We start from the raw sequence: 12,345 nt of genomic DNA, 5'->3' as shown, positions 1-12,345 counted from the left end.
TAAATGTTGGACTATGATAAACATCTACAGGAACCCATGGACATGCCGGATCCCGAGTTTCCGATTAAAGTACATACCCAGCGTTTCAACCAAGAAGGAGTTATGTTGTTCCCACATCATTGGCATGAGCATCTTGAGTTTATATTTATTGAAAGTGGTGAGGCTGTTTTCGAGTGCGGACGAACACCGATCAACGTTCGGGCTGGCGATTTAGTTGCTGTGAACAGCAACGAGCTGCATTATGGGGTAAGCGCTTCTTCTGATTTATTGTATTATGCGATTATTGCAGATACTTCTTTGCTGCATAGTGCGGTAAGCGACGCTGCCGAAACCAAGTTCATCGCCCCGATTCAGCGGAACCAGCTGCTGTTACGTAACCATATCCGGGGGGATCAGCATATTACTGACTGTGCTTTGGCGATTATTCGGGAACTGGAACGTCGCGAATTTGGTTACGAGCTGGCCGTCAAGTCCGAGCTATACCGCCTGTTAACGCTGTTGTTGCGCAGACATATCGTCACCGTACTCTCACAAGCTGAGCAAGAGAGGCGTATTCAGACCGTTGAACGCTTCGCACCTGTTTTGCGTTATATCGATACCCATTACCAGGAACCGATTCAAGTTGACGAACTTGCGGCGCTAACGGGGCTAAGCCGCTTCCATTTCAGCCGTCTCTTTAAAGAACTAACTGGGCATACGATATCGGAATATGTAAATGCTGTCCGTTTAGACCGTGCAGATTATTTGCTCCGCCATACCCAGCTAACGATTTCTGAAATCGCTGCCACTACCGGCTTCAGCGATATCTACTATTTCAGCCGCACCTTCAAAAAGCATAAAAAAGTAACCCCTAGCAGTGTGAGGGGATTCTAGTTAGAGTGAACAAAGGACTGCCTCTTGGCAGTCCTTTGTTAGTGTATGCAACGTTCCTCTAGTTAAATTATTATTGCCATACAAGCTGTCCCTTTCTTATTTTTGCTGCATAGATGATTTGGCCTGTATGATAATGGACTTCTCTCACCATCGCTATCATGAGATTAAGAGCAGTGGTCTCGTTATTTACTTGGCTATATGTAAGTGGTGGCAAATTAAGAAAGGGTTGTGACATCAATAACTCCGGGTTAGATTGGAGCCGTTCAAGATATTGGATAATAATATCAAAAGCATTCCTGGTCATGGTTATAGCTTGCTCTTTTGTCATTTCTAGACCTCTTTCAAACTCCCTCTCTCTATCTCTTGTATCAGGAATATCTAAAAGAATGGTTTCAATTCGTGAGTGTACTGCCCCGCTAATATGAGCAACCAAATTTGCAATACTGTTACTTTCCACGGTTGGGGACCATGTAATATCCTCTTGGGTACATTGCTCGATTGCTTGGAGCGTCCATTTTTTTTCCGATCTAAATTTAACCAACATACTTTCAATTAACTCAATGGCGATATCCATTGCTAACCTCCTATTGATATAACCTATGTAAATTTTACCAAACTCATCTCTACTGTCAAATGAAATCCAGTACCAATGCTATTTTTATGCCACAATGATTTGTTACATTCTTATCCGAGCTCCTGAGTAGAGTTAATTGATAACGTTTGTTGGCCTTAAAAGAAGGAGTTGGTATATGACACTGGATCATTCAGATTAGTACAAAAGAGACTGATGAGATTATCTACTATTTTTAGAAAAAGGAGATTCGAAATGAAACTTAAAAAATGGATTGCCCCTATCCTCACATGTTCTCTGATGAGCCTCTCTTTCGCTACAGGATCTGCAAGTGCAGCAACTAACAGCGAGTATAGCTTGAAATTCAATGCGACTAACTATACTACTAAGACCATAACGGTGGATGGTCAATCCGTCACTTATCGGGCATATGAGAATATCGTTTATGTAAAGAACCCTGTAGATATTAATTATGAAACTATGAACGTCTATGTCCCTGAGGAATACTTCCAGGGTAAGTCGATCGGTAGTTACACCGCCGATACCGCACCTATCTTCTTCCCAAACCAGGTTGGCGGGTATATGCCTGCTCAGCCAGGTAGTACTGAAACAGGTAAAGGAATGGGTATGGGGGCAGGTCCACAGAACGGCGCTCCGAAAACAGACAAAGAATCCGCAGCAGCCCCAGGCGCCGATACAGGAACGGAATTGAATAAACCCGCTGCGGGTAAAGACGAAAACGCAGGAACACCTTCATCTGAATCTCCCAGTGCTATCGCAGTTGCCCTGTCCAAAGGTTATGTGGTCGCATCTCCAGGCGCTCGCGGTAGAACTACAAAGGACGAAAAAGGTGTTTACACTGGTAAGGCACCCGCAGCTATCGTAGATCTGAAGGCGGCTGTCCGCTACCTTCGCTTTAACGACGACATTATGCCTGGTGACGCCGAGAAGATCATCTCTAACGGCACAAGTGCTGGCGGCGCGCTCTCCGCATTACTGGGTGCTACCGGCAACAATGCGGAATATGAGCCTTATTTGGAAGCGATCGGAGCAGCTGATGAGCGTGACGACGTTTTTGCCGTTTCGGCCTACACGCCGATTACGAATCTAGATAACGCAGATGCAGCTTATGAGTGGCAATTCAACGGAATTAACACTTATGAAAAACTTGATTTCTCCGGAAATACGGATTTTAACATGGAAAGAACGTTGGTAGAAGGAACATTGACGGAGAATCAGATTCAGGTATCTAACGAACTGGAAGCTATGTTCCCTGAATACGTCAATAGTCTAGGACTTACGAATACTGACGGAACAGCTTTGAAGATGGATGCGGACGGCAATGGCACCTTTAAAGATTACATCAAAGCTTTTGTGATCGCTTCAGCGCAAAAAGCGTTAAAATCGGGTACAGATCTGTCCGACAAAACCTGGATCACCATTGAAAATGGCACTGTTACGGATATCGACTATGATCAATATCTTGCATACTTGGGCAGAATGAAACTGCCTGGAGCCTTTGACGGTTTAGACCTGAGCAATGGTGAAAACGATCTATTCGGCACAGCGAATGTCGCTGCACAGCATTTTACTCAGTTCGGTTTGGAGCATGATACAGCGGGGGGAACACTTGCTGACCAGAATCTAGTGAAAATGATGAATCCAATGAACTATATCAGCACTGAGGGAACAACCACTACAAATAATTGGCGGATTCGGATGGGAACCAAGGATAGTGATACTTCCCTCGCTGTTTCTACTATATTGGCAACAGAGCTTGAGAACAAAGGTTCAAACGTTGACTTTGCAATGGCTTGGGATATTCCACACAGCGGAGATTACGATCTGGATGAGCTTTTTGCTTGGGCTGACAAGGTTAGTGCTACTTCGCCAAAAGCATCCGCAGCTGCCATTCCTTCCAAATCATCATTGTTGGTGAATGGAAACAAGATATCTGTTAACGCGTACAATATCGACGGCAGCAACTATTTTAAATTACGGGACATTGCTATGGTTGTAAACAACACTACACAACAGTTTGAAGTGACATCGGATGAAAATACAAATACTTTAAACATTACATCTGACAAAACGTACACTCCGACGGGCATTGAACTTTCAGCATCTGTAAATACTAGTTCAAAGACCGGTGTTATGACAGCCACTAAGATAACTTTGAACGGACAAGAGATTTCAGTAACGGGCTATAATATCGGCGGTAGTGAGTATTTTAAGCTGAGGGATGTTGCAAAATCACTTGATTTTAATTTGGAATGGGATGCTGGAACGCACACCATAAGTATAGATACTTCTAACATCTATAAGGACAGCAATAAATAATAGAACAGTAACTTATTCTGGTTACAAGAGGCCGATCCTTCAATCGGTCTCTTTCCATTCCATGTAGAATGCGATTATTTCCCTCACGGACATGCAGTCTTCCTTGCTCCTTTTAGACAATTTACATACAATAAGGTCCAAGATATCGGAATAAGGGTGGTAGCTATGCAGGGTAAAGTGAACATACTAATTTGTGATGACAATATAGCTGTACATGAGAGCATATCTGCTTATTTACAGGCGGAAAATATGGAATATGAATCCGTATACAATGGTGAGGAAGTTCTTTACAAATTGGAAGATCAGCATTTTGATCTCTTAATTCTAGATATTATGCTGCCTGGACTTTTTGGGACAGAGGTCTGCCGTAAGATTCGCTTGACTAGTAACGTCCCGATTATAATGCTGAGCGCAAAAGGTGAGGAAACAGACCGCATATTAGGCTTGGAAATTGGTGCAGATGACTATATTACAAAACCGTTCTCCCCCCGGGAGGTCGTTACAAGAGTAAAAACCATTTTAAAACGCACTCATTACACCTTTCCAAGTGAAGACGCCATCCTGACGCTGGGAGAAATGAAGATTGACCGAAATGCTTTTAATATCAAAATTAATGGATCACGAATGGAATTTACACCTAAAGAGATCGAATTGCTTATCTATTTTACAATTAATAAAAACAAGGTGCTTTCAAGAGAACAAATCTTAAATAAGGTCTGGGGTTATGATTATTTCGGTGATACTAGAGCCGTTGATAATCTCATTAAAAGAATGAGAAAAAAACTGCCTGAAAAGAATTTGGGATTTGAAATCAAGTCTGTTTATGGGATGGGCTACAAAATGGAGACTTCCACATGAAAAAAGTAACTTCCAACAAAAAAGTGATTTATCTGGCCATCCTCTTTTGTTTCATTTTAGGACAACTTGGAGGAACCTTGATTATTAAACAGCTTTTTTTGAATTATAAATTAAAAGATATGCTGCCTCAGGCCTCTGCTATAGCTGCTGAAATGGCACAAAATGAGATGAGCATTCGAGGTTTTAAACCGTATCTTATGAAGGTGTATGATTTAGAGGGGAATGACCTTTCACCTGGTGACGAAAATAAGCAGCTTTTTTTCAATGTTACATCGGAAGAATTCAAGGATGCCCTTATAAATTATATTCCCGAAGTAATTAAGTACAATAAATTCGCTGCGATTAAAAATATTAAGGGGTTTCCGAGTAAATCCATTGTCGTAGGTGCACCTATTATTCAGGATAAACAAGCGGTCGGAGTCGTCTTTTTATTAGAACCTGGTAGTGAATTTCAGGCGGTATTGAATGGCTTCTATTACGTTTTTACAGGTACCCTTCTGTTAGGCACACTAATAATCAGCTTCTTTATATCCTCCTATCTAAAGGAGATGAAGCAGCTTGAAAAGACTCGTCGGGATTATATAGCGAATATTAGCCATGAGCTGAAATCTCCCATTGCCTCTATCAGAGCTTTAACGGAGACGCTGGCAGATGGAATGATTCAAGATGAAGAAAAAACAAATAAATACTATGGAATTATTTTATCCGAATGTGCGCGCTTGCAACGATTGATTTATGATGTACTGGAATTATCAAGAATGCAAAATAAAAAAGAAACTTGGAATAAAGAAAAAATAGATACTCAGGAATTAGTCATGCTTATTGAGTCTAAATACTCTTTCTTGTCCGATGAAATGGGCATTGTATTTGAGATTACAGATAACGCCAGAAACCTTCCAGATGTTTTTTCTAATAAAGATAAAGTGTTGCAATTAGTCAATATTTTGATGGATAACGCCATGAAATACGTTCAGGAGGATGGGAAAATAACTTTTGATGCTATTGTGCATTCGAGGGTTGTAACTGTGCAGATATCAGACAATGGACCCGGCATTGCAAAAGAGCACCTCCCTTATATCTTTGAAAGATTTTACAAAAGCGAACAGTCCCATAATGAAAAAGGAAGTGGTCTTGGGCTTGCTATCGCCGAGGAAATTGTAAATGGTCTGGGAGAAAAAATATTGGTTACAAGCAAACAGGGAAAAGGAACGGCTTTTCAATTTACCATTAGACGGTTCAAATAATAACTCTCTCATTTAACACCAAGAAGGTCAGGTAAGGGTATTTCCCTCTACTGACCTTCTTATATTTTATTAATTGTGTAAAAGAAACTATCTTCCATCTTATGGGTATAATTAACATAAAGCTCTATAGGAGGGAAAATCATTGAGAAAAATTAGGAAGCTGATTCTTTTAGGATTTTGCATCATGATTTTACCGGGAACCGTGATTTATGCTGCAGCTGGCTCATCTGAAGTTTCATTATATTTGAATAATGTGCTTCAAAAACAGCCCGCAATATTGTCCGAAGGTTCGATTTCCTTGACGACTGAACAGTTGTCTAAAGATTTATTTGCACTATTCGCCTTGGATGAATCAGGTAAAACCGTTCGAATCTACAAGCCTAATATAAACATGGTTATGCTCGATAATAACGGAGAGATTTTTGGTAAAGTAAAAAGCCCGTCACGTTTTGCATTTTCGACTCTATTACAGGTGGATCATTTAAAAACAGAAATTTCAGATATTAAGGTTGTGATCACCGATCCTGCGGATAAAACAGAAACCATTGATGCTCAACAAATTAAGAACAGCGAAGAAAACTTTTGGTTCAAAACCAATGAGTATACATATTCCTTTACTATAAAGGGCACCTACACTATTCAAGTATTTTTTAAAGATGTGGCTTCGAAAAAGTGGTTTCCTGTCTCCGAAATTGATATATTTGGCATTTGAATTCCAGTTATAAGGGACTCCACTCATTCTATTCTTATCGCGATATTACCAAATTGTTCTCCCTGCTGCATTCGGTGAAAGGCTTGAACTGTGTCTTGTAAAGGATACACTCGATCAATGATAGGTCGAATCGAATGGTGTTCCATAAACTGAAGCATATCCGCAAACTCTTCACTACTTCCCATTGAGCTACCTATGATACTAATTTGCGGGAAAAATATGGCTCGCGTCGGGATTTCGATTCGATCTCCTGAGCTTGCACCAAACGTAACAATACGTCCATTGGGTTTAATAATATCAAAGTAATGTAGGAACGTCGCAGGCCCAATGCTGTCGAGGATGAGATGAACGGTGTCTCCTTTCATGCTTTCCTTCCAGTTGCTATGACTGTCAAACGCATGATCAGCTCCATGAGCGAGTGCAGCTTGTCTTTTCGTTTCACTGCGTGAAGTGACACTGATACGTGCACCCACCGCTGAAGCCATCATCATGGCATAAGTCGCAACCCCACCACCAATGCCAGGTATAAGAACATGTTCACCTTTCTTTAAGCGGCCTCTAGTGAATAGCGCCCGATAGGCTGTTAAGGCAGATAAGGGCAGCACGCCGGCTTCTTCCCATGACAGGTAAGCTGGCTTGCTGATGGCATTTTGCGCAGGAATGATGATTGACTCAGCGAATGTGCCTTCTGAAGGTCCCCCTACAATGGCTGGAACGTTTGGAACATTGTCGCTATATTCCCATCCGATGCACGGATTAATGATGACATCTTCACCTACATTATGATCCAGCACACCTTCACCTATTGCTTCAATTCTCCCCGCGCCATCAGAGCCGATAATCAAAGGAACATCCTGTTTTGTTCGGTCATCCATGATAAACAAGTCCCTGTGGTTCAGCCCTGCAGCCATTAACCTAACCTTCACTTCTCCAATCCCCGGTTTCTTATCCATAATCTCTTTATAGTTCAAGCCCTTCAGGCCACCTTCTCCAGCATGTACAATGGCTTTCATCATCCAAGCCCCTTCCTCAAGTTGTTATTAATGAATCTATAATAAATTTTACATAGTGGGTGTAATCCAGTAAAATGATCAAAACTGAAGGTGACTATCATAAATCATCATACCAAGAAGGTGCAAAGGAAATGGAAAGTGGAGATTTGAGAATATTTCAAGCGGTTGCTCGCGAGGGTAGCATAACGAAGGCTGCTCAAGTCTTGAATTATGTCCAGTCAAATGTGACGAACCGGATTCAGTATCTAGAAGCTCAGCTGAAAATCCCCCTATTTCGTCGATCCAATCGAGGGATGACGTTAACGCCGGCAGGTGAGAACTTACTGGTATATACAGACAAAATATTATTACTAATGGACGAGGCTGTGATAACCACACAATACTCTGAGCACCCTGCTGGTCCGCTCCGTTTAGGTTCCATCGAAACAACAGCGGCTACTCATCTGACACCTCTGCTAACCGAATATCACTTACGATATCCCGAGGTTAATCTATCGCTTATAACGGGAGAAACGCATAACCTCTTACAAAAGGTGCTTGATTACCAACTAGATGGAGCCTTTGTTTATGGACCCATTGACCAGCCTGATATAGAACATGTTGTTGCTTTCGAAGAGGAGCTGGTGCTTATCTCACAACCAGGTAAGAGCGAAATGCGCGAATTGCTTACAAAGCCAATGTTGTTTTTCGACGTCGGATGTACACATCGTGCCAAAGCTGAGAGTTTCCTAAATGAAAGCGGGATGAGCTCTTATAAGATTATGGAATACGGAACGTTAGATGTAATTCTAAGTGGGGTTTCAGCTGGACTCGGCGTGTCAATGCTGCCCCAATCTTCGATTTCCAAGGCCGAAGAGGCGGGAGTAATTACTTCCCACCGTCTGCCTGAAGGATATCGAGATTTGCAGGTATGGTTTGTGTATCGCCGGAACGCGGTTTTTTCTAGTGCGTTTTCAAAATTAATCCAAATGATCGAAGAAATATAGCAAACATACATATTGGGGATTGATTATATTCGAGCGCAAAGCTTGTTTATTAATCAAACCCTTTTCAGCTTTTTACGATTATACTTGGTATGTCTTGTTCCCATTTACTCACCACGAATCACTCGAAAACCTTGATCAGGACCCATACCATTCGCTTCGAACTTTCCCCGAAATGAAATCTCGTTGTTGCTAATGCCGCCGATCCACCCGCCACCCTTTACAACCCGAAAAGAACCGCTCTTACTATCTATATCTCCGTACCAGTTCCAACACCATTCCCTAACATTCCCTGACATATCGTAAAGACCTAGCTCATTAGGTTTTTTGCCACCAATAGATTTTGTTTTGTTATGGTTGTTTTCTATGATCGGCCAGTTCCAATCTCCTGATAAGTATTTGTCTCCAGCGTTTTGCCAATACCATGCTACTTCATCTGCTTTATTGCTTCCACTGTAGGTGTAACTTTTGCTTAACTGTCCTCCACTTGCAGCATATTCCCACTCTGCTTCAGTAGGCAATCGGTAACCATTAGCTCCTGCATTGAGCGTTACTGTCCATTTTAAATTATCATTATCACTCTTATTATTCGGATCTTTTTTATTTTTATCTATATTGTAATAGGGTTTGAACCCCTCTTTTATACTTCTTTTATTACAGTAATCTATTACGTCATACCAGTTAACCATTTCTACTGGCAAGTTGTCGCCTTTGAATGCTGAAGGGTTGCTTCCCATTATTTCAACCCACTCTTTCTGAGTAACTTCATATTGCCCGATATAAAAATTTGATATAGTTGTACTTTTGTAGTTGGAATTTGTGTTAATGAAAGCCCCGCCTTTGACTAATACATAAGTATCCTTCTGTTCAGGCTTTTCTTGCGAACAAGCGCTGATAACAACTACTATTAAAAGAGAAATTAATAGTTTTCTCATGGATATATCTCCTTTCCAACCACTGGTATGTAGTTAAGTATCATTTGTTGAATGATCTAGAATGATCTAAGGCTGCCGGCTGTGGACCGACAACCTTAGCAATGACAGTGATTAATAGTTATTTTAATCATCTGGAGATGCCTGAGCTGGTCCGATGCTCAAGTTACCATACTGTTACGTTTGAGCTCCCGCTACTTTGATATCCTTCTGTCGCTAACACCTGATAAGACCAACTGCTGCCCAGATTCATTCCGTAACTTTTCCAAGCATTAACGTGGTTGGCAAAAGTGATCGCGACATTGCTTCCCGTTGCTCGTTTGGATTGTCTTACACTCCAAAACTGTGTGAAGGTTGCCGTACCATCAATAGAAGGGGCGTTCGTTCTCGTAGTCGTATATATATCATATGTGCCTCCATCACTGGTCACGGTACCTTTATAAGTTCCAGTAGGTCTATAAGTGCCCCAGCTATCAACGACGTAATATTCTATGAGGGAGTTTCTCGTCCACCCATAAAGAGTTAAATACCCATTGCCGGATGGTGCCCAGACGCCTGCATTGTAGTTTATTGTTCTAGATGGGGATCCAGTATTCCAACCTTTACCAACAACAAAGTTACCAGTATTTGACCATGTAACACTGTAATTCCCACCAGATCCATTAGTAGCATTTACTGTCCCGCCACCATCGGTCCAATTTTGCCAATAGTCTGTCGCTGCACTTGAGGTTGCTGCAAACAAGCTGAAACTCATTGAAGCTGCCATAATTACAGTCACGATTTTCTTGTTAAATTTAAACATAATCTACCTCCTGAAATTTTTTGTCACTACATACCTACATACTGCTTGTCTGTATTTCTAGTAGTCGAAGCAATTCCTTGTTGGGGCAGATTCGCAACACCACTTCCTTCCATATATATTAATGTAAGCGATTACATAAGGAATTTTATCATAGATCGTTTACTATTTAATCTCTTCAAATTAAAGCTTTTACCCTAAAAAGTATTGTTCTTTTGGGATACCTTATTCACTGGATTTTTGTATCTGCCACAATTACAATCCAGTATTTTTTAGTAACACGTTCATAAACCAAGGCTTAATCAGTGGTAAGGCTACTGCTGGTTGCATAGCTTTTGTATGGTCCATCTGGGCTCCCGAAAGGATTTCAACATCCCAGCCTAAATCCGCCAACTGCTCCTTATTCTTTTTTAACAACCCGACGATGTCAACGGTAACGCTCCCGAAATTTTCACCGTAAACAATCGTATCATTTCCACCTGCAAAAGCTAGTTTAGGGAGACTAAGCAAATGTTGAATACTGCGATCATCAAAGGCTGTGAGGCTCTGGTATAGAGAGACAAATTGTGCTGTAACACGGGTATCTATGGTAACCTTTATATTGTCCCAATCCATTTCGTTTGGATTCTCCGATCCTGTTGGGCTTTCTACAGATTCATTTTGGTTACTCAAAGCTTGTGTATGTGTTTTATGGGTCACAACCCTCATTTCTTGATAGGGGCCATTATAGGGTGGAAAACCTCCCATTACCAAACTCTCCAAGCGATCTGTTCTTATAGCCATTTGCAATCCAATCAACGCAAGCCAGGAATAACCGTAGTAACTAAAGCTTGTAACATTCATTTCATCCGCAATGTGGAGAAGATCCTTCACAATATGATCTGCTGTTAGATTTTCCTCTGGATATTGAAATAGATGACCTTCATAATCGAAATAAAGCACTTGAAACGTATCCGCTAATCCTTCAACAAAATGTTCACCTAATTCGGGATCTACTCCCCATAGCTTTAAGTTTTCTGCTTCCTGATTGTACACAGATTTTTTAGCGATGGGTAACATGAGGGTTGGACAATCTGGAAGTCCTGCCATACCTACTTCTATTTCTGATTGGTTTGCTAATTGTATTATCTTTTTCAATGAACTCACTCCTTTGTGTTCTATAAAAGTATCATATAACATTCATGCAATCTTTCGGTTTATCCCTCTACCTCCCTTGATATATCTACCTAAATTCGATTTAATATTGTTGTAGCACTTGAAGGTTTAACTTTAATGTTTTGGGGTGATGATGTTTATGGAAGAGATATATACACCTACACTGATAGCTAAGCAATTAAATGTGAGTACCACTACTTTAAGGAGATACGAAGATCAAGGTTTAATTCCAGATGTACCAAGGACCGCCAGCAACCGCAGATGTTACACTTCCATCCATGTGCAAGCTTTTATTACCATTCGGGCATTATTGCAGGGATATGAAATTCCGGTTGTGTACGATGTGATGAGGAAGATAAAAGGCCAGCAGATGGAGTCTGCTCTTTGGGCAATCAATCAAGAGCAACATAAGACCCAAGTGGAAAAAGAAAGGTTAGAGGAAGTCTTACGCATGTTTCGGGATGTTGATTTATCTAAATACAAAGATTTAACTGTATCAGATTCAATGACGATTGGTGAAGTTGCACAAATGGCAGGAGTTAATCCATCAGCTATTCGGCATTGGGAACAAGAAGGGCTAATCTCTTCGAATAGGAACAAAGATAATGGCTACAGAGTCTTCACTTTAACGGAATTAAGAAAAATTATTCTTATCAGCAGTTTAAGGAAAACTGTTTATTATATCGAGAATATGAAACAGCTTTTGAATGAAATAGAAACACATAACTACAAAAAAGTGGAGATATCCTTTCAGCTTGCCTTACAAAAATTGAATTCTCAATTAATGAAGCAATTTTTCGCGATAGCTGAACTTACAAACTATGTGAAATTGTATAAAAGTAATGCCGAGTAACATATTGATCAT

The 12,345-nt window shown here is 40.8% G+C and carries 12 protein-coding genes; 7 read left to right on the top strand and 5 right to left on the bottom strand.

All coding sequences use genetic code 11. The annotated features are described in order from the left end of the window. The first annotated feature begins 3 nt into the window (after positions 1–3). The gene (locus NYE58_RS18375) at positions 4–873 is read left to right on the top strand and encodes an AraC family transcriptional regulator (protein ID WP_341002579.1); all 870 of its coding nucleotides are present in this window, start codon (positions 4–6) and stop codon (positions 871–873) included. A 70-nt stretch (positions 874–943) separates the two neighbouring features. Here the strand turns inward: NYE58_RS18375 and NYE58_RS18370 are convergent, their stop codons facing one another. Next, positions 944–1,447: a DUF1572 family protein gene (locus NYE58_RS18370; RefSeq protein WP_341002578.1), complete on the bottom strand. Its 504-nt coding sequence runs from the start codon at positions 1,445–1,447 to the stop codon at positions 944–946. 252 nt (positions 1,448–1,699) lie between these two features. Here NYE58_RS18370 and NYE58_RS18365 point away from each other — a divergent pair, with 252 nt between their 5' ends. The 4 genes from NYE58_RS18365 to NYE58_RS18350 all read left to right on the top strand — a co-directional run bounded on the left by NYE58_RS18365 (position 1,700) and on the right by NYE58_RS18350 (position 6,598). Beyond that, positions 1,700–3,784, top strand: coding sequence for a subtype B tannase (locus NYE58_RS18365; protein WP_218640430.1), 2,085 nt, complete (start codon positions 1,700–1,702; stop codon positions 3,782–3,784). A gap of 165 nt (positions 3,785–3,949) precedes the next feature. Continuing rightward, complete coding sequence (locus tag NYE58_RS18360) at positions 3,950–4,642, top strand: response regulator transcription factor (protein ID WP_076278485.1); 693 nt, start codon at positions 3,950–3,952, stop codon at positions 4,640–4,642. Further along, a complete protein-coding gene (locus NYE58_RS18355) occupies positions 4,639–5,886 on the top strand; it encodes a sensor histidine kinase (protein ID WP_341002575.1) in 1,248 nt (415 codons plus the stop codon). Before NYE58_RS18360 ends, NYE58_RS18355 begins: the two co-directional genes overlap by 4 nt. Before the next feature lie 142 nt (positions 5,887–6,028). Then, complete coding sequence (locus NYE58_RS18350; protein ID WP_341002574.1) at positions 6,029–6,598, top strand: hypothetical protein; 570 nt, start codon at positions 6,029–6,031, stop codon at positions 6,596–6,598. 23 nt (positions 6,599–6,621) lie between these two features. Here NYE58_RS18350 and NYE58_RS18345 read toward each other — a convergent pair whose 3' ends face one another. Beyond that, on the bottom strand, positions 6,622–7,611 hold the full coding sequence (locus NYE58_RS18345; protein ID WP_341004276.1) for a quinone oxidoreductase family protein: 990 nt from the start codon (positions 7,609–7,611) through the stop codon (positions 6,622–6,624). A 131-nt stretch (positions 7,612–7,742) separates the two neighbouring features. On the opposite strand from NYE58_RS18345, the gene NYE58_RS18340 reads away from it, so the two are divergent. Continuing rightward, positions 7,743–8,597, top strand: a complete 855-nt coding sequence (locus NYE58_RS18340; RefSeq protein WP_341004275.1) for a LysR family transcriptional regulator — start codon at positions 7,743–7,745, stop codon at positions 8,595–8,597. A 104-nt stretch (positions 8,598–8,701) separates the two neighbouring features. Here NYE58_RS18340 and NYE58_RS18335 read toward each other — a convergent pair whose 3' ends face one another. The 3 genes from NYE58_RS18335 to NYE58_RS18325 all read right to left on the bottom strand — a co-directional run bounded on the left by NYE58_RS18335 (position 8,702) and on the right by NYE58_RS18325 (position 11,462). Beyond that, a complete protein-coding gene (locus NYE58_RS18335; RefSeq protein WP_076280618.1) occupies positions 8,702–9,529 on the bottom strand; it encodes a formylglycine-generating enzyme family protein in 828 nt (275 codons plus the stop codon). Between the two features lie 163 nt (positions 9,530–9,692). Continuing rightward, entirely contained in the window at positions 9,693–10,328 is a 636-nt protein-coding gene (locus NYE58_RS18330) for a glycoside hydrolase family 11 protein (protein ID WP_036677315.1), read from the bottom strand. Between the two features lie 252 nt (positions 10,329–10,580). Next, the gene (locus NYE58_RS18325) at positions 10,581–11,462 is read right to left on the bottom strand and encodes an alpha/beta fold hydrolase (protein ID WP_341002573.1); all 882 of its coding nucleotides are present in this window, start codon (positions 11,460–11,462) and stop codon (positions 10,581–10,583) included. Between the two features lie 157 nt (positions 11,463–11,619). Between NYE58_RS18325 and NYE58_RS18320 the strand changes: the two genes are divergently transcribed. After that, on the top strand, positions 11,620–12,333 hold the full coding sequence (locus NYE58_RS18320) for a MerR family DNA-binding transcriptional regulator (protein WP_339282101.1): 714 nt from the start codon (positions 11,620–11,622) through the stop codon (positions 12,331–12,333). Positions 12,334–12,345 lie beyond the last annotated feature (12 nt).

This window comes from Paenibacillus sp. FSL L8-0708 (genome assembly GCF_038009325.1).
GTDB classification, from domain to species: Bacteria; Bacillota; Bacilli; order Paenibacillales; family Paenibacillaceae; genus Paenibacillus_AQ; species Paenibacillus_AQ odorifer.
This window is presented reverse-complemented; position numbering and strand designations above follow the sequence as displayed.